Origin of the sequence: Bacillus cereus group sp. MYBK5-2 (assembly GCF_051915685.1) — a bacterium.
In the GTDB taxonomy this organism is placed as follows: domain Bacteria; phylum Bacillota; class Bacilli; order Bacillales; family Bacillaceae_G; genus Bacillus_A; species Bacillus_A cereus.
The window spans coordinates 384,581-400,852 of record NZ_JBQAFE010000003.1 but is presented as its reverse complement, the minus strand read 5'-3'; the positions used below and the strand labels follow the sequence as shown (position 1 = coordinate 400,852).

Sequence of the window (16,272 nt, the reverse complement as noted above, 5' to 3'; positions counted from 1 at the left end):
CGAACCATTGTTATAATTATATGTACCGTGTAAACGAGGTAGAATCGAAAATCATAGTCATTAAACCTTTTATTTATTCTTTATTCATTTCTATTCAATATATTACTTTTTATTATAATTATTAACGTTAAATCACAATAACCGACTACAAAAGTGAATAAACGAATTTCTTATTTAGCATCTTTATAATTCTCTTATCCCTACTAAGACTTCGTTATCCAGCTTTTTCGCTGCCCGAAGATCATATGTTTTTTCATATGTTGGTTCAATTGCAAGTTTCGCTCCATAAAACATAACATCACGCACTTCTTGCACCTTTACTTCTATTACAGTTAATTTTAGAGAAATACCTTCCATTCTATCTGTCAAAATTTCACCTGCACCACTTATAGAAAATACGGATTCATTCGCCATTATAGTCAATACCACACCTGTATTATGACGTATATTTTCCACAATACGTGAACGTTGATCTACTGCAAATCGAATACTAGTTTTACTCACTGCATACACCCAAGAAATAGCACTTACGTTAGGAACTTGTTTTTCGAAATCTGTCGTTGCTATCATAACAATACACTCTTTACGCAACGTTTGTACTAAATCCTCTGTTAAGGTAGGCTCTACTACATTCGCCATATTTTCACCTCCAAATATACTTGGTATATCCTTATCATAACTTATTTTTCGAATTGCGAAAATATTATTTTTTCCCACTATTATTCAAAAACATTATACTTCCATGATATACTTATACTGATAGAATTCGTATTGAGGTGACGAAATGAGAGTCAAATGTATGATTTGTGATAAAAAAGATATGTTAGATGATGAAAATCCTATGGCAAAAAAACTGCGTAATCGCCCTATTCATACATATATGTGCATGGAATGTTCGGAACGAATTGCAGAGCGTACAATGGAACGTCATGCAAGTGGTAATTTCCGATTATATCGTGATAAAAAAATCGAAGATGATTGGTAAAATGTAAATAAGTCCTTACTCATATAGATAAGGACTTATTTATATTTTTCTGGTTCACGATTCATCTGATCCAAAAAACAATCAATGGCTTCTAACGGAAACCTTGCAGATTTCCGTTCTCCATTTATTTCATATGTAATTAAATACATTTCCTCGTTCTTTTCGACTTCCACATTTCTTAATTTATGTTCTTCATATACCATATTTTGAAATAACAAATATGTTTCTTTTGCAGCACTATCATCTGGACGTGCTTCCGCAACTGTTTTAATTGTTAACCAATTATATAGTGCATCTTGTACTGAACGCATGAAAACTCCCCTTTCTTATCCTGCTTTTTGTTGTTTCGCTTGACGCAAACGCAGTCTATAAATTCCAAGTACAATTGCCGCTACAACAAGTCCTTCTCCAACAGGTAAAAACACAGCAAAAAAGGTTAATACTGTGCATCCAATTGCTAATGATATGTATATCACAATATTTTTTAGTACAGACAACTTTCTAGCAAACCCTAAATTATAAACGAGAGCACTTAATATAATAATCGTCCCATAAAGTAACCACATTCCTAACTCTGGATTTTCATCTACCTTACACAATTTTGCAAAAAAAGACATCCTTTCTAACACACTCTTCCCCCCTAGCAGTAAAATGCAATTTTCTTTATACACTTAATACAAGAGTAACTCGCAAAAAAAATACTGTCCACAAAAAAGAGTAAATATTCTAAAAAATAAACAAAATAAAAAAACAACGCCCTTTATAAAGGGCGTTGTTTTTTTATTTTTACGCTTCAACAGATTTCTTTTTCTTAGCAGCTCTTTCGCGCTCACTCTTATCAAGAATCTTTTTACGTAGACGAATTGATTCTGGAGTTACTTCACAGAACTCGTCATCGTTTAAGTACTCTAATGATTCTTCTAAAGTCATTAGGCGTGGTTTCTTCATTGTTGAAGTTTGATCTTTCGTCGCAGAACGAATGTTAGTTTGTTGTTTCATTTTCACAACATTAACTGTTAAGTCGTTCTCACGAGTGTGTTCTCCGACAATCATACCAGCATATACTTCTGTACCTGGTTCAACGAAGATTACACCACGATCTTCAACTTGCATAATACCGTATTGTGATGCTTTTCCTGTTTCAAGTGAAACTAGAACACCTTGGCGACGTCCACCAACTTGTCCAGCGTGTACTGGTTGGTAGCAATCGAATGTATGGTTTAAAATACCGTAACCACGAGTTAATGTTAAGAATTCTGTTGTGTAACCAATTAAACCACGTGCTGGAACCATGAAAGTAAGGCGAACTTGACCGTTTCCGTTATTCACCATATCTAACATTTCACCTTTACGTGCACCCATAGATTCCATAATAGAACCAGTGTATTCTTCAGGTACATCGATTTGTACGCGCTCTACAGGCTCACATCTTACGCCATCAACTTCTTTAATGATTACTTCTGGCTTAGATACTTGTAATTCATAACCTTCACGACGCATGTTTTCAATTAAGATAGATAAATGTAGTTCCCCACGTCCAGATACGATCCACGCATCAGGAGAATCTGTATTATCTACACGTAAACTTACATCTGTTTCTAATTGTGAACGAAGACGCTCTTCAATTTTACGAGATGTAATGTATTTACCTTCACGACCTGCAAATGGGCTGTTATTTACAAGGAACGTCATTTGTAGTGTTGGCTCATCAATACGTAATAATGGTAACGCATCTTGATGTTCAACTGGACATACTGTTTCACCTACGTTAATGTCTTCCATACCAGAAACGGCTACTAAGTCCCCTGCTTTTGCTTCTTCAATTTCTTGACGTTTTAATCCCATGTAACCGAATAATTTCGTTACGCGGAATTGCTTCACGCTTCCGTCTACTTTCATTAAAGCAACTTGTTGTCCAACCTTCATTGTACCGCGGAATACGCGACCAACTCCAATACGTCCAACATAGTCGTTGTAATCAAGAAGTGCTACTTGGAATTGAAGTGGCTCTTCGCTGTTATCAATTGGTGCTGGAATATGTTCGATAATTGTATCGAATAATGATTTCATATTCTCTTCTTGATTTGCTGGATTTGAATCTAAGCTTGCTGTTCCGTTCATTGCTGATGCAAATACAACTGGGAACTCTAATTGATCTTCGTTTGCACCAAGCTCAATGAATAAGTCGATTACTTCATCAACTACTTCATCTGGACGAGCGAAGTCACGGTCAATTTTGTTTACAACTACGATTGGAGTTAAGTTTTGCTCAAGAGCTTTCTTTAAAACAAATCGTGTTTGTGGCATACAACCTTCATATGCATCAACAACAAGTAAAACACCATCAACCATTTTCATGATACGTTCTACTTCTCCACCGAAGTCAGCGTGACCAGGTGTATCTAAAATGTTAATTCTTTTATCTTCATAGTGAATCGCTGTATTTTTCGCTAAAATTGTAATACCGCGTTCTCTTTCTAGATCATTTGAATCCATTGCGCGTTCTTCAACGTGTTCGTTCGCACGGAAAGTCCCCGCTTGACGTAATAACTGGTCAACAAGTGTTGTTTTACCATGGTCAACGTGGGCAATAATTGCTATATTACGTAAATCTTGTCGTTTTTTCAACATGTCCAACTCCTAATGTCTTTTTAATCCTTCTCTATTATAAGAGCGAAGGGGATACAATAGCAATTAAAATAAAAGCAAGAATGAAAATATAGTTGTATTCTTACTTTTGTGAAAGTAAAATGAGATTGGAGGGTGAAGAAATGGAACACATTCAATATCGCTTTTTATTAACTGCAATTATCGGTGTTATTTTCTTAATCGGTATCGGCATTATGATTGCTGAAAATAGTCCAATCGGTATTATTATTTGCATTATCGGCACATTTGTTACAGTTGGATACGGTTTTGTAACAAAAAGAAAAATGCGCAAATCACAATAACGCTAAAAAGTAAGAAGCTTATACACAGCCTCTTACTTTTTTTGTTGCTCTCATATAAACGATAACACTTCTTCATACACTCCTGGTTTTGCAACTAACACACTGCTCTTCTCTATGATAGAAAGTGGCGCTCCAGAGAATGTCGTCACCTTACCTCCAACTTCTTCTACAATTATCTGCCCTCCGCCAAAATCCCAAGGTGATAATCTCGGCGTTACATATGCATCTATTCTTCCTGTTGCAACGTATACCATCTCTAACGCTGCACAGCCATATGACCTTGTGCCCCTTGCTTTCTTAACAAGTGCCATCATACTTTCCATATTAAGCAATGGATTATCTGTAAGCCATATCGCATTTAAAGCTACAATACCTTGCTCTACAGTTCCTTTTTCCAATGGAGGAATTGATATATCATTACAAAAAGCTCCAGATCCCTTGACTGCATGATATAGTTCATCATGCACTGGATCATATATAAGTCCAATCTTTCCGATACCGTTCTCATAAATCCCAATTGAAATCGCAAAATTTCTTTTTTGATGAACAAAGTTCATCGTGCCGTCAATTGGATCAATTAACCAAACAACCCCGTCAGAAGACGTTATCTCGTCTCCATAACCCTCTTCTCCTAAAATATTATGATTCGGGAATGTTTCTTTAATTTTCCCAATTAAAAACTGTTCTATCTCTCGGTCCATATTTGTAACTAAGTCAGCTGCATTTGATTTTGTTTCTATAATAAGTGCTTTTTTCATTGATGCCATTAAATGCTCTCCTGCATCCCGAATCCACCGTTTGGCGTGTGCATCGATGTCTTTCCATACTTCTTGCATGTTTAAACACTCCGATCTATACTGTTCACAGAAAAAACGAACCCTTTATAAGGTTCGCACCAACTAATTTTTTATACATATACTATTATTACGCTTCTAAACGAATCATTTCAAGTCTTAACACTTCTAACTTTTGTACACACTCTTCTTTTTTCTGGTTATCATCTTCCATCATCGCATCATATAAAGTTGCTAATTCATAATCTAGCTCCAAACGTAGCACCGGTATTCTCTTTTCAGCATCTGTTCTCTTTAACGCATTAATCACCTGTCTCATATTATTTGCCTCCTCCCAATATTCGTCTGCCCTCGGACTAGAATTAATTAAATTTTCTGATTTTTTGTTTTATACTATACTATGTTGGATAAATCATCTATGCAACAAAATTATATTTTTTTATTTAAATTTTTTTGTGCTGTTTTTTTTATGAATAGTACAAGCTATGCTAAAATAAAAGCAAAATAGGAGTTGGAGGAACAATCATGACAATACAAACATTCAAGTCAACTGATTTTGATGTCTTTACAGTTGATGGTCTCGAAGAACGAATGAGTGCAATTAAAACGAACATTCATCCTAAGCTAGAAGCTTTAGGGGAACAATTTGCAGAATACTTATCCAAACAAACTGATGAGAACTTTTTTTATCATGTTGCAAAACACGCACGCCGCAAAGTCAATCCACCAAACGATACTTGGGTTGCTTTTTCAACAAATAAACGAGGATATAAAATGCTACCGCATTTCCAAATCGGCTTATGGGGTACTCATGCCTTCATATACTTTGGTTTAATCTATGAGTGTCCACAAAAAGTTGAGACGGCTCATGCCTTCTTAGAACATTTAAATGATTTAAAAACAAATATTCCAAATGACTTCGTTTGGTCCATTGACCATACTAAACCAAGTGTGAAATTACATAAAACACTTGAAACAGAAGACTTACAAAAGATGATTGAACGATTAGCTACTGTAAAAAAAGCAGAATTATTAGTTGGTATTCATATATCACCAGAGGAGTTTTCAGCAATGACCAACGAACAATTCCTTGCTAAGATTGAATCTACGATGCAATCACTCCTTCCTTTATATGCACTTTGTAATCGATAGTAGAAAACGGACAATTTATATTGTCCGTTTTTAGTTGTTATCACATTATATCACTTCAGTTTTTATTTTTCAAAATATTTTTTACATTTTTACAAGCTTTTGTTCTTCGACTTCTTTTGCCCTTTGAATAGCACGATATATAGAGTATCCACTTACTTCTTGAAATTCTTTATCAATTTTCTTTTCTTCTGCTTTCGATGGAACAATCTCTTTAAAACGACGATATAAACCCATTAACTCTTCTCTTATAATTCCTTTTTCATAGGCTTTCTCAATCGCTTCATAAAACTTCACCATTGTAACCATTTCCTCATTTGACCAATCATAATCTAACGGATATTGATATTCCATTTCGCACCTCATTTATCATTTCTTCTTGTTTCATTATGCTATCTTAAAGAGAATATTTTATTCTTCATTATAGCCACTCTGCATTATACACTATTTATTCATTTTAATGGAATTGTCTTCCTCTATTCATTAGTTGAGGCTAACTATTAAACATACTCCCCTTAAAAAGATTTTTTTCTATACATCTATAATTATTGGTGATATAATGCTTTTGTTTTATAGAAAATAAAGTGAAGCTACCATCTCAAAAACGATTTTTTGAATGGCAGAAAAACAAGCCTTATTCTAAAAAGGGCTACACTTTTTTAGAGCAGGATTATATAAAACAAATTACACTAAATATTATGAAGAAGAAGGGGTGTATAGATTGTCCCAATACGAAACACCATTGTTTACCGCTTTAGTTGAGCACAGTAAGCGAAATCCAATTCAATTCCATATTCCTGGTCATAAAAAAGGACAGGGCATGGATCCTACATTTCGCGAATTTATTGGGCATAATGCATTAGCAATTGATTTAATTAATATTGCGCCACTCGATGATTTACATCATCCAAAAGGTATGATTAAAGAAGCACAAGATTTAGCAGCAGCCGCATTCGGTGCAGATCATACTTTCTTTTCTATTCAAGGTACAAGTGGCGCTATTATGACAATGGTGATGAGCGTTTGCGGTCCTGGTGACAAAATCCTAGTACCACGAAACGTGCATAAATCAGTAATGTCAGCTATTATTTTCTCAGGTGCAAAACCGATTTTCATGCATCCTGAAATCGATCCGAAGCTCGGTATTTCTCATGGAATCACAATTCAATCTGTCAAAAAAGCACTTGAAGAGCACTCAGATGCAAAGGGCTTACTTGTTATTAACCCAACGTACTTTGGGTTTGCTGCAGACTTAGAACAGATTGTACAATTAGCACATTCTTATGACATCCCTGTACTAGTCGACGAGGCTCATGGTGTTCATATTCATTTTCACGATGAATTACCTATGTCAGCGATGCAAGCTGGTGCGGATATGGCAGCAACAAGTGTTCACAAATTAGGAGGCTCTTTAACTCAAAGTTCTATTCTTAATGTGAAAGAAGGCTTAGTGAATGTAAAGCATGTCCAATCTATTATTAGCATGCTTACAACTACATCAACTTCTTACATCTTGTTAGCATCCCTTGATGTTGCGAGAAAACGTCTTGCTACAGAAGGAACAGCACTCATAGAACAAACAATACAATTAGCTGAGCATGTTCGTGATGCTATAAATTCTATTGAGCATCTTTACTGTCCTGGAAAAGAAATGTTAGGTACAGATGCTACCTTTAACTATGATCCTACAAAGATAATTGTATCTGTAAAAGATTTAGGTATTACCGGCCACCAAGCTGAAGTATGGCTTAGAGAGCAATATAACATTGAAGTAGAACTCTCAGATCTATACAACATACTATGTCTTATCACTTTGGGAGATACAGAAAGTGATACAAATACACTTATTGCAGCATTACAAGATTTAGCAGCAACATTTAGAAATAGGGCAGATAAAGGTGTTCAAGTACAAGTAGAGATTCCAGAAATTCCAGTGTTAGCACTTTCTCCTCGAGATGCTTTTTATTCGGAAACAGAAGTCATTCCATTTGAAAATGCAGCGGGTCGTATTATAGCTGATTTTGTTATGGTTTATCCGCCAGGGATTCCAATCTTTACTCCGGGGGAAATTATTACACAAGAAAACTTAGAGTATATTCGTAAAAACTTAGAAGCAGGTTTACCTGTACAAGGTCCTGAAGATATGACATTACAAACATTACGTGTTATTAAAGAGTACAAGCCTATCAGTTGATAGGCTTTTTTTTCACCTTTTTTCCTTTTCTTCATACGATACTTAAGAATGTAACGTATAGGTGGGGATACTATTATGATTGTAATAGGCCGTTCTATTGTACATCCTTATATTACAAATGAATATGAGCCATTTGCAGCAGAGAAACAACAAATTTTATCAATAATGGCAGGAAATCAAGAAGTTTATTCCTTCCGAACAGCTGATGAACTCAGCTTTGATCTCAATTTACGAGTTAATATTATTATCTCTGCACTAGAGCTTTTTCAAAGTGGATTTCAGTTTCGTACATTTCAACAATCCTTTTGCAACCCCCAGTATTGGAAAAGAACGTCTCTTGGGGGATTCGAGCTTCTTCCAAACATACCACCTTCTATTGCCATACAGGATATTTTCAAAAACGGAAAACTATATGGAACTGAATGCGCAACCGCTATGATCATTATTTTTTATAAAGCTTTACTATCATTGTATGAGGAAGAAACTTTCAATCGTCTATTTGCAAACCTTTTACTTTATACATGGGACTACGACCAAGATCTAAGGCTCATAACAAAAAACGGTGGCGATCTTGTTCCAGGTGACCTCGTTTACTTTAAAAACCCACAAGTAAATCCAGCTACGATTGAATGGCAAGGAGAAAATACAATCTATTTAGGAAATTTCTTTTTTTACGGGCATGGCGTAGGTGTAAAAACAAAAGAAGAAATTATTTATTCATTAAATGAACGACGAGTCCCTTACGCTTTTATTTCAGCTTTCTTGACCGATACTATTACCCGTATCGATAGTCGTATAATGAGCCAATACGCTTCTTCTAGTACACCACAGACCTCCATAAGCTTTATTCCGATTAGGGATGATGCAATCGTTGCAACAGTTGGTCATACAACTACAATTTATTAAAAAAGCGCCTACACATGTAGGCGCTTTTTCTTATTATTAAGCTTTTGTATGTTCTTTATGGTCACATTCGCAATGAGATCCACATTTCCCGTATAGTACTGTTGATTTTTCATCTTCAAAATGTCCAATTGTTCCTTCACATACTTGGCATACGATTGTTCCCATTTTCATTTCCCCCTGAGTTTCAATAGTAATCTATTTATTTATCATTAAGCTTTCGCATTATCTTTTCTAGCACAGTCACAATTTGTTCCGCATTTTCCGTAAAGTACCGTCGTTTTCTCATCTTCAAAATGTCCGATTGTTCCTTCACATACTTGGCATACGATTGTTCCCATTTTTCATTTCCCCCTAAGTTTATGGTCCTAAAAACTTTTAGCTGTCCATTTCCTATCAATTATTGGGCTTTTGTATGCTCTGTGTGATCACATCCGCAAGATCCACATTTCCCGTAAAGTACCGTTACTTTCTCATCTTCGAAGTGTGCAATTGTACCTTCACAATCTTGACATACGATTGTTCCCATTTTTCATTTCCCCCTAAGTTTATAATCCCAAAAACCTTTTGTAACCGCTTAACTTTCTGTCTTTATTTTAATATGTTATACTTTTTACGTCAATAGGTTTTTAGTATAACACATTAAATATTTTCAATTTAAATTAGTATGCGATATTCAAATGAAAAAACAGCCATATTTATAAGTACGACTGTTTCACATTAATTATTCTTCATATTCCGCATGTAAAGAAGTTGACGGAACTAGAAATTTGAAAAACTGAGCTAACTCCTTTGCTTCCTCTTCTGATCCTAATTTAAAAATCTCCTGTATATATTGAACATTCTCTACATCATCTCGTCCGAGTAAAGTAGACCTTCCTGTTTGCATACAAACAATGAGCGGCTTTCCAAAAAACATATTTGTATAAATAACACCAAAATCATAACGTGTATCATGTGTCATAAACCCTAAAAATCGTACCTTCACACTTTCATGCTCATCATACAATTTTTCAAACATTGGTTTCCACCTTTCTACATCACGTTTCATTAATAGTATATTAAACAAAACATGTAATACTCCTTTTAATTGTCAAAAAATTCAGTAGGATGTAGAATGATAGTATTCTACTAAGTTAGGGGGAACTTATATGCAACACGCCTTTATTACGCTTGTACCGAAATCCAACCAACAATCAGTTTCAATAGATGATATAAAACAACTTTTTCATTATTATAAAACAGTTACTTCTAAAACTGGTGCCCAAATTAATTACACGTATACAAATACCGCTTTTCCTTATGAAATTTTAGATACATCTACAACAACATTAAAACTTCAATCCAATCACGACCGGTATGACTCAATTTATATTGGTGTTGGTATAGAAAATGAACAATCTTTCATCCAAGTTTCTTTACCACCTAATGCAACATTTGGTGACAAAGGGAAAGCAAATGAATTTTGCCGTTTTTTAGCGAAGAAATTAGAAGGAGAGTTACAATTATTTAATGGAAGAACAATGTATTTTTATAAACGTTAATTTAAAAAATAGATAATATGATTAAAAATAATATACAATTCGAACATGTAAGAAATAAAGCTTGCTTTCTTACGTGCAATACAAAATATGCTATTACATAGGCTAAATATAGAAATACGAAAAAAAGAATAACTTTATAATGAAACTTATCACCATTCGATAATGTTAATACAGTGGAAAAGCCACTCCATAGTAGTAAATGATAAAATATAACATGTAATATTTTCATGGAACCTTCTCCTTTGACATGCTCTATTTTATTAATATATGGGGTTACGTTTGAATCAATTACATATTATAGGATGATATATATTACCTTTGAAGTAAGTTAAGCCGGAATCATTTGTTAAAGTATTATATATTCATTCGACAAGTACGTTTAAAGACCTTGCAAGTCATTTGATGAAAATAAAAATAGCCCCTCTCTTACAATAAGAGAAGGGCTATTTACATTACTTAAATTATTTTACAATGTGAATTGGCATTCCAAGAGCAACTTCAGCTGCTTCCATTGTGATTTCACCTAATGTTGGGTGAGCATGGATTGTTTGAGCGATATCTTCAGCTGTCATTCCAGCTTCGATAGCTAAACCAATCTCAGAGATAATATCAGAAGCACCTGCACCTGCAACTTGAGCACCTACAAGAAGACCATCTTCTTTACGTGTTACAAGTTGTAAGAAACCGTCAGTGCTGTTTAATGATAATGCACGACCGTTAGCAGCGAATGGGAACTTAGATACAGTTACAGTCATTCCAGCTTCTTCAGCTTGTTTTTTAGTGTAACCAACAGATGCTAATTCTGGATCAGTGAAGCATACTGCAGGAATTCCGATGTAATCGATAGCTGATGCATGGCCACTAATTGCTTCTACAGCTACTTTACCTTCGTAAGAAGCTTTGTGAGCTAATGGTGGTCCAGGAACGATATCACCGATTGCATAGATGTTTGGTACATTTGTACGACATTGCTCATCGATTTCGATGATGCCGCGGTCAGTCATTTTAACTCCAACTTGCTCAAGACCGATTTCTTGAGTGTTTGGACGACGACCTACAGTTACTAATACGTAATCTGCTTCTACAGTTTGGATTTCACCTTTAACTTCAAAGCTAACTTTTACGCCAGTTTCTGTTTCTTCAACGCCTTTAGCCATAGCTTTTGTATGGATATTTACGTTACCTTTTTTCTGTAGAGCACGTTTAACAACAGAGCTCATAGCTTTTTCGAAACCAGCTAAGATTTCGTCGCCAGCTTCTACTACAGTAACTTCTGTACCGAAGTTAGCATATGCAGTACCTAATTCCATACCGATGTAACCGCCGCCGATTACAACAAGTTTTTTAGGAATTTCAGGTAAGCTTAAAGCACCTGTAGAGTTGATAACACGTTTAGAGTATTTGAATCCTGGAATTTCGATTGGTGTAGAACCAGTTGCAAGAACAGCATTTTTAAACGTATAAGTTTGAGCTGCATCTTCAGTCATAACGCGTAATGTATTAGCATCTACGAAGTAAGCTTCACCGCGAATGATTTCAACTTTGTTACCTTTAAGAAGGCCTTCAACACCGCCAGTTAATTTCTTAACTACGCCGTTTTTCCATTCTTGAACTTTTGTAAAGTCAACTTTTACGTTTTCTGCAGTAATACCCATGTCATCAGAATGCATTGCATTCTCATAACGATGACCTGCATTGATTAACGCTTTTGAAGGAATACATCCAACGTTTAAGCATACGCCACCAAGGTTAGCTTTTTCAATGATTGCTACCTTTTGACCTAATTGTGCTGCACGAATTGCCGCAACGTATCCACCAGGACCTGCACCAACAACGACTGTATCTAATTCAATTGGGAAATCTCCTACTACCATTGTTATTACGCCTCCATTACTAATAATTGTGGGTCATTCAATAGACGTTTAATTTGGTTTAACGCTTTTTGAGCAGTTGCACCGTCAATTAAACGATGGTCAAAGCTTAGAGATAATGCTAATACTGGAGCTGCAACGATCTCACCGTTTTTCACAACTGGTTTTTCAGCGATACGGCCGATACCAAGGATTGCTACTTCTGGGTGGTTGATAACTGGAGTGAACCATTGTCCACCTGCAGAACCAATGTTTGTAATTGTGCAAGAAGCACCTTTCATTTCAGCTGGAGCTAGACGACCTTCACGTGCTTTACCAGCAAGATCATTGATCTCGTTAGAGATTGTGAAGATAGACTTACGATCTGTATCTTTAACAACTGGTACTAATAGACCTTTGTCTGTATCAGCTGCGATACCGATATTGAAGTAATGTTTATGAACTACTTCTTGAGATGCATCGTCTAAAGAAGTGTTTAACATTGGGTATTCACGTAATGCAGATGTTAAAGCTTTAACAACGTACGGAAGGTAAGTTAATTTAATACCTTTGTCAGCTGCTACTGCTTTGAACTTCTTACGGTGAGCAACAAGTTCTGTTACATCTACTTCGTCCATTAATGTTACGTGAGGAGCTGTGTGTTTAGAGTTAACCATTGCTTTCGCAATCGCTTTACGGATACCACTCATTTTCTCACGAGTTTCTGGATATTCACCAGCTGGGATTGGTTGTGCTTTTGGTGCTTCTTCTTTCGCTGCTGCTGGAGTAGCTTCTACTGCTGCTGGAGCCTCAGTTGCTGCTACAGTTTGTCCACCATTTGCAAATGCATCGATGTCAGCTTTTACGATACGGCCATTCTTACCAGTACCAGCTACTTTATGAATGTCTACACCTTTTTCACGAGCGTATTTACGAACAGATGGCATAGCGATTACGCGCTCATTTACTACTTCTGCAGTTGCTGCTGGAGTAGCTTCCGCTGCTGGAGCTTCTACTGCTGCTTCTTCAGCTTTTGGAGCTTCATCATGATCGTCACCTTTAAATTTAAGGTTTTCGTATCCAGGAGCATCAAATTTAATTAATGTATCTCCTACGATTGCAACTGTTCCTTCTTCTACAAGTACTTCAAGTACTTTACCTTTAACAGGAGAAGGGATTTCTACTACTGCTTTATCATTTTGTACTTCAAGAAGTACATCGTCTTCGTTTACTTCATCGCCTGGTTTAATAAACCATTTTACGATTTCACCTTCGTGGATACCTTCACCGATATCTGGTAGTTTAAATTCAAATGCCACGGAATTCAGCCCCCTGATTCATTTCATTATTATGGAATATGTACAAAAGAAACCAGCATGTGCTGATTTCTTTTGCACATGAAAAGCTAAAAATTAGAAGTTCATTACTTTGTTTACAGCTTCAACAATATCTTTGTGGTTTGGTAACCATACGCTCTCTGCTTGAGAGAATGGGAATACTGTATCAGCAGCTGCAACACGTACAACTGGAGCTTCTAAGTTTAAGATTGCACGGTCGTTAATTTCCGCTACAACGTTAGCTGCAATACCAGCTTGTTTTTGAGCTTCTTGAACTACAACTACGCGACCTGTTTTTTCAACAGAAGCGATGATTGTTTCGATATCTAATGGTTGAACTGTACGTAAGTCAACAACCTCTAAAGAGATACCTTCTTTTTCAAGTTCTTCAGCAGCTTTTAATGCAGCGTGAACCATAGCACCGTAAGCGATAACAGATACATCTGTACCTTCACGTTTGATATCAGCTTTACCTAAATCAATTGTGTAATCACCTTCTGGTACCTCTTGACGGAATGAACGGTACAATTTCATATGCTCTAAGTAGATAACTGGATCGTTGTCACGAATCGCAGAGATTAAAAGACCTTTAGCATCGTATGGAGTAGATGGAATAACAACTTTTAGACCAGGTTGTTGAGCCACTAATCCTTCTAAGCTATCAGCATGAAGTTCAGGAGTATGAACACCACCACCGAATGGAGAACGAACTGTTACTGGAGCAGTCCAACGTCCACCAGAACGGTAACGCATACGAGCTAATTGACCAGAAATTGAATCCATTACTTCATAAACGAAACCGAAGAATTGGATTTCTGGAACTGGACGGAATCCTTCAAGTGCAAGACCAACTGCAAGTCCACCAATACCAGACTCTGCAAGTGGAGTATCCATTACACGATCTTCACCAAATTCAGCTTGTAAACCTTCAGTAGCACGGAATACACCGCCGTTTACACCAACGTCTTCACCAAATACAAGTACGTTAGGGTCATTTTTCATTTCAACGCGTAAAGCATCAGTGATTGCTTGAATCATTGTCATTTGAGCCATGGCTTACTTCGACTCCTTTTCTTTGTAGATTTCATATTGTTCAGCTAAGTTGTAAGGCATTTTTTCGTACATGATTTCCATTAAATCAGTTACTTTTTGTTTTGGAGCTTGGTCAGCCTTAGCAATTGCTTGTTTGATATCTTCTTTTGCTTCTTCGATTACTGTCTCTTCAACTTCTTGAGACCATAGGCCTTTAGCTTCTAAGAACTTACGGAAGCGTACGATTGGGTCTTTTTGTTCCCATTCGTTTTCGATATCTTTTGTACGGTAACGAGTTGGGTCATCACCAGCCATTGTATGTGGACCGTAACGGAATGTTAAAGTCTCGATTAAAGTAGGGCCTTCGCCATTTACTGCGCGCTCACGAGCGAAAGCAGTTGCTGCGTATACAGCTAATGGATCCATACCGTCTACTTGAATTCCGTAAATACCTGCTGCTACTGCTTTTTGTGCTACAGTTTTAGCTGCAGATTGCTTTTCTACTGGAGTAGAGATTGCATAACGGTTGTTTTGAACAACGAAGATTGCTGGAGCTTTGAATGCACCTGCAAAGTTCATACCTTCGTAGAAGTCACCTTGTGAAGCACCACCGTCACCAGTGTAAGTAATTGCAACAGATTTTTTACCACGTAGTTTCATACCTAACGCAACACCAGCAGTTTGGATGATTTGCGCACCGATAATGATCTGTGGAGCTAATGCATTTACATTCTCAGGCATTTGGTTACCCATGAAGTGTCCACGAGAGAATAAGAATGCTTGGTATAATGGTAATCCGTGCCATACTAATTGTGGTACATCACGGTATCCTGGTAAGATGAAGTCTTCTGCTTCAAGTGCGAAATGACTTGCTAATTGAGAAGCTTCTTGTCCAGCTGTAGGTGCGTAGAAACCTAAACGTCCTTGACGGTTTAAAGAAATAGAACGTTGATCTAATACGCGAGTATACACCATACGACGCATTAATTCTTTTAATTGATCATCAGATAATTCAGGCATAGCTGCTTCATTCACAACTTCACCGTTTTCATTTAAAATTTGTAATGTTTCAAATTGAGCTGCGATAGCTTTCATTTGCTCATCAACATTAAATAGGGTCTTTTTTGTTTTAGTACCCATTCCGTTCACCTCTTCCTCTCTTGAACCATATTCTGAAACGCTTTCACTGGCTATTTTCCAGTTTAAAAAGCGCAACGATGTAAACCAACATGTTTGTATGTCGGTTGAGAATAATTTTGTGTACCTAACAATCTGTACTAATGTTTTTTCAGAAACATATTAATACAATCTTGATCACGTTTTTTAGTTTACAACTATTCTAATTACGATGTCAATTACTTTGAATACGTTTTTTTATAAATAATATGCAGGTTTCTACTACACAAACGTGTTTTTATTTTTTACATCTGTATTAGTAAGCATTGACCTACTGTTATATTATTCCCTTTTTCACTTATTTTTTCTCTTAGAATAATATGTAAACGATTTAATTCTCTTTAGTTTTTCTCTCTT

Annotated in this window: 22 protein-coding genes; 6 read left to right on the top strand and 16 right to left on the bottom strand. The window is 36.2% G+C overall.

Annotated features, from left to right (window positions below; genetic code table 11):
- Window positions 1-183: 183 nt before the first annotated feature.
- A complete protein-coding gene (locus ACTFP3_RS14515; RefSeq protein WP_000024596.1) occupies window positions 184-639 on the bottom strand; it encodes a pyridoxamine 5'-phosphate oxidase family protein in 456 nt (151 codons plus the stop codon).
- A gap of 145 nt (window positions 640-784) precedes the next feature.
- On the opposite strand from ACTFP3_RS14515, the gene ACTFP3_RS14510 reads away from it, so the two are divergent.
- A complete protein-coding gene (locus tag ACTFP3_RS14510; protein ID WP_002082250.1) occupies window positions 785-985 on the top strand; it encodes a YlaI family protein in 201 nt (66 codons plus the stop codon).
- A gap of 35 nt (window positions 986-1,020) precedes the next feature.
- On the opposite strand, the gene ACTFP3_RS14505 is transcribed toward ACTFP3_RS14510, so the two are convergent.
- The 3 genes from ACTFP3_RS14505 to typA all read right to left on the bottom strand — a co-directional run bounded on the left by ACTFP3_RS14505 (window position 1,021) and on the right by typA (window position 3,616).
- The gene (locus tag ACTFP3_RS14505) at window positions 1,021-1,296 is read right to left on the bottom strand and encodes a hypothetical protein (RefSeq protein WP_001258151.1); all 276 of its coding nucleotides are present in this window, start codon (window positions 1,294-1,296) and stop codon (window positions 1,021-1,023) included.
- A 15-nt stretch (window positions 1,297-1,311) separates the two neighbouring features.
- Window positions 1,312-1,614: a YlaH-like family protein gene (locus tag ACTFP3_RS14500; protein WP_000893662.1), complete on the bottom strand. Its 303-nt coding sequence runs from the start codon at window positions 1,612-1,614 to the stop codon at window positions 1,312-1,314.
- Window positions 1,615-1,771: 157 nt separating this feature from the next.
- Entirely contained in the window at window positions 1,772-3,616 is a 1,845-nt protein-coding gene (typA, locus tag ACTFP3_RS14495; RefSeq protein ID WP_000914762.1) for a translational GTPase TypA, read from the bottom strand.
- A gap of 140 nt (window positions 3,617-3,756) precedes the next feature.
- Between typA and ACTFP3_RS14490 the strand changes: the two genes are divergently transcribed.
- Entirely contained in the window at window positions 3,757-3,936 is a 180-nt protein-coding gene (locus tag ACTFP3_RS14490; RefSeq protein ID WP_000400127.1) for a DUF5325 family protein, read from the top strand.
- A gap of 50 nt (window positions 3,937-3,986) precedes the next feature.
- Here the strand turns inward: ACTFP3_RS14490 and ACTFP3_RS14485 are convergent, their stop codons facing one another.
- Together ACTFP3_RS14485 and ACTFP3_RS14480 are read right to left on the bottom strand one after the other, a co-directional pair.
- Entirely contained in the window at window positions 3,987-4,772 is a 786-nt protein-coding gene (locus ACTFP3_RS14485) for an inositol monophosphatase family protein (RefSeq protein WP_001158701.1), read from the bottom strand.
- 88 nt (window positions 4,773-4,860) lie between these two features.
- The gene (locus tag ACTFP3_RS14480; RefSeq protein WP_001250165.1) at window positions 4,861-5,049 is read right to left on the bottom strand and encodes a hypothetical protein; all 189 of its coding nucleotides are present in this window, start codon (window positions 5,047-5,049) and stop codon (window positions 4,861-4,863) included.
- A gap of 206 nt (window positions 5,050-5,255) precedes the next feature.
- Between ACTFP3_RS14480 and ACTFP3_RS14475 the strand changes: the two genes are divergently transcribed.
- A complete protein-coding gene (locus tag ACTFP3_RS14475) occupies window positions 5,256-5,882 on the top strand; it encodes a YktB family protein (RefSeq protein WP_000155317.1) in 627 nt (208 codons plus the stop codon).
- 81 nt (window positions 5,883-5,963) lie between these two features.
- Here the strand turns inward: ACTFP3_RS14475 and ACTFP3_RS14470 are convergent, their stop codons facing one another.
- On the bottom strand, window positions 5,964-6,233 hold the full coding sequence (locus tag ACTFP3_RS14470) for a UPF0223 family protein (RefSeq protein ID WP_000456562.1): 270 nt from the start codon (window positions 6,231-6,233) through the stop codon (window positions 5,964-5,966).
- 367 nt (window positions 6,234-6,600) lie between these two features.
- Between ACTFP3_RS14470 and speA the strand changes: the two genes are divergently transcribed.
- Window positions 6,601-8,073, top strand: a complete 1,473-nt coding sequence (speA, locus tag ACTFP3_RS14465) for an arginine decarboxylase (RefSeq protein WP_000084899.1) — start codon at window positions 6,601-6,603, stop codon at window positions 8,071-8,073.
- A gap of 75 nt (window positions 8,074-8,148) precedes the next feature.
- Window positions 8,149-8,979, top strand: coding sequence for a protein-glutamine gamma-glutamyltransferase (locus ACTFP3_RS14460; RefSeq protein WP_000635337.1), 831 nt, complete (start codon window positions 8,149-8,151; stop codon window positions 8,977-8,979).
- A gap of 36 nt (window positions 8,980-9,015) precedes the next feature.
- On the opposite strand, the gene ACTFP3_RS14455 is transcribed toward ACTFP3_RS14460, so the two are convergent.
- The 4 genes from ACTFP3_RS14455 to ACTFP3_RS14440 all read right to left on the bottom strand — a co-directional run bounded on the left by ACTFP3_RS14455 (window position 9,016) and on the right by ACTFP3_RS14440 (window position 9,997).
- Window positions 9,016-9,144 carry a GapA-binding peptide SR1P gene (locus ACTFP3_RS14455; protein ID WP_000536796.1) on the bottom strand — a complete coding sequence of 43 codons (129 nt, stop codon included), beginning with the start codon at window positions 9,142-9,144 and terminating at the stop codon, window positions 9,016-9,018.
- 44 nt (window positions 9,145-9,188) lie between these two features.
- Complete coding sequence (locus ACTFP3_RS14450; protein ID WP_000536803.1) at window positions 9,189-9,317, bottom strand: GapA-binding peptide SR1P; 129 nt, start codon at window positions 9,315-9,317, stop codon at window positions 9,189-9,191.
- Window positions 9,318-9,376: 59 nt separating this feature from the next.
- Window positions 9,377-9,505: a GapA-binding peptide SR1P gene (locus ACTFP3_RS14445; protein ID WP_000536778.1), complete on the bottom strand. Its 129-nt coding sequence runs from the start codon at window positions 9,503-9,505 to the stop codon at window positions 9,377-9,379.
- Window positions 9,506-9,700: 195 nt separating this feature from the next.
- The gene (locus ACTFP3_RS14440; RefSeq protein WP_000462038.1) at window positions 9,701-9,997 is read right to left on the bottom strand and encodes a DUF3055 domain-containing protein; all 297 of its coding nucleotides are present in this window, start codon (window positions 9,995-9,997) and stop codon (window positions 9,701-9,703) included.
- A 130-nt stretch (window positions 9,998-10,127) separates the two neighbouring features.
- On the opposite strand from ACTFP3_RS14440, the gene ACTFP3_RS14435 reads away from it, so the two are divergent.
- A complete protein-coding gene (locus ACTFP3_RS14435) occupies window positions 10,128-10,520 on the top strand; it encodes a DUF1885 family protein (RefSeq protein ID WP_001163299.1) in 393 nt (130 codons plus the stop codon).
- A gap of 1 nt (window position 10,521) precedes the next feature.
- Here ACTFP3_RS14435 and ACTFP3_RS14430 read toward each other — a convergent pair whose 3' ends face one another.
- The 5 genes from ACTFP3_RS14430 to pdhA form a co-directional block, all read right to left on the bottom strand.
- Window positions 10,522-10,749 (bottom strand): hypothetical protein, encoded by a 228-nt coding sequence (locus ACTFP3_RS14430; RefSeq protein ID WP_000697469.1) that lies wholly within the window; start codon window positions 10,747-10,749, stop codon window positions 10,522-10,524.
- A gap of 232 nt (window positions 10,750-10,981) precedes the next feature.
- Window positions 10,982-12,394, bottom strand: coding sequence for a dihydrolipoyl dehydrogenase (gene lpdA, locus ACTFP3_RS14425; protein WP_000260104.1), 1,413 nt, complete (start codon window positions 12,392-12,394; stop codon window positions 10,982-10,984).
- A 5-nt stretch (window positions 12,395-12,399) separates the two neighbouring features.
- Complete coding sequence (gene pdhC, locus ACTFP3_RS14420) at window positions 12,400-13,689, bottom strand: pyruvate dehydrogenase complex dihydrolipoyllysine-residue acetyltransferase (RefSeq protein WP_000863419.1); 1,290 nt, start codon at window positions 13,687-13,689, stop codon at window positions 12,400-12,402.
- Between the two features lie 93 nt (window positions 13,690-13,782).
- Window positions 13,783-14,760, bottom strand: a complete 978-nt coding sequence (gene pdhB / locus ACTFP3_RS14415) for a pyruvate dehydrogenase complex E1 component subunit beta (RefSeq protein WP_000068168.1) — start codon at window positions 14,758-14,760, stop codon at window positions 13,783-13,785.
- A 3-nt stretch (window positions 14,761-14,763) separates the two neighbouring features.
- On the bottom strand, window positions 14,764-15,879 hold the full coding sequence (gene pdhA / locus ACTFP3_RS14410) for a pyruvate dehydrogenase E1 component subunit alpha (RefSeq protein WP_000536895.1): 1,116 nt from the start codon (window positions 15,877-15,879) through the stop codon (window positions 14,764-14,766).
- Window positions 15,880-16,272 lie beyond the last annotated feature (393 nt).

Excerpts from the sequence above, each read along its gene's own strand:
- ACTFP3_RS14515 (WP_000024596.1), bottom strand. The coding sequence starts at position 639 with ATGGCGAATGTAGTAGAGCCTACCTTAACAGAGGATTTAGTACAAACG.
- ACTFP3_RS14510 (WP_002082250.1), top strand. The coding sequence starts at position 785 with ATGAGAGTCAAATGTATGATTTGTGATAAAAAAGATATGTTAGATGAT.
- ACTFP3_RS14505 (WP_001258151.1), bottom strand. The coding sequence starts at position 1,296 with ATGCGTTCAGTACAAGATGCACTATATAATTGGTTAACAATTAAAACA.
- typA (WP_000914762.1), bottom strand. The coding sequence starts at position 3,616 with ATGTTGAAAAAACGACAAGATTTACGTAATATAGCAATTATTGCCCAC.
- ACTFP3_RS14490 (WP_000400127.1), top strand. The coding sequence starts at position 3,757 with ATGGAACACATTCAATATCGCTTTTTATTAACTGCAATTATCGGTGTT.
- ACTFP3_RS14485 (WP_001158701.1), bottom strand. The coding sequence starts at position 4,772 with ATGCAAGAAGTATGGAAAGACATCGATGCACACGCCAAACGGTGGATT.
- ACTFP3_RS14480 (WP_001250165.1), bottom strand. The coding sequence starts at position 5,049 with ATGAGACAGGTGATTAATGCGTTAAAGAGAACAGATGCTGAAAAGAGA.
- ACTFP3_RS14475 (WP_000155317.1), top strand. The coding sequence starts at position 5,256 with ATGACAATACAAACATTCAAGTCAACTGATTTTGATGTCTTTACAGTT.
- ACTFP3_RS14470 (WP_000456562.1), bottom strand. The coding sequence starts at position 6,233 with ATGGAATATCAATATCCGTTAGATTATGATTGGTCAAATGAGGAAATG.
- ACTFP3_RS14460 (WP_000635337.1), top strand. The coding sequence starts at position 8,149 with ATGATTGTAATAGGCCGTTCTATTGTACATCCTTATATTACAAATGAA.
- ACTFP3_RS14455 (WP_000536796.1), bottom strand. The coding sequence starts at position 9,144 with ATGGGAACAATCGTATGCCAAGTATGTGAAGGAACAATTGGACATTTT.
- ACTFP3_RS14450 (WP_000536803.1), bottom strand. The coding sequence starts at position 9,317 with ATGGGAACAATCGTATGCCAAGTATGTGAAGGAACAATCGGACATTTT.
- ACTFP3_RS14445 (WP_000536778.1), bottom strand. The coding sequence starts at position 9,505 with ATGGGAACAATCGTATGTCAAGATTGTGAAGGTACAATTGCACACTTC.
- ACTFP3_RS14440 (WP_000462038.1), bottom strand. The coding sequence starts at position 9,997 with ATGTTTGAAAAATTGTATGATGAGCATGAAAGTGTGAAGGTACGATTT.
- ACTFP3_RS14435 (WP_001163299.1), top strand. The coding sequence starts at position 10,128 with ATGCAACACGCCTTTATTACGCTTGTACCGAAATCCAACCAACAATCA.
- ACTFP3_RS14430 (WP_000697469.1), bottom strand. The coding sequence starts at position 10,749 with ATGAAAATATTACATGTTATATTTTATCATTTACTACTATGGAGTGGC.
- lpdA (WP_000260104.1), bottom strand. The coding sequence starts at position 12,394 with ATGGTAGTAGGAGATTTCCCAATTGAATTAGATACAGTCGTTGTTGGT.
- pdhB (WP_000068168.1), bottom strand. The coding sequence starts at position 14,760 with ATGGCTCAAATGACAATGATTCAAGCAATCACTGATGCTTTACGCGTT.
- pdhA (WP_000536895.1), bottom strand. The coding sequence starts at position 15,879 with ATGGGTACTAAAACAAAAAAGACCCTATTTAATGTTGATGAGCAAATG.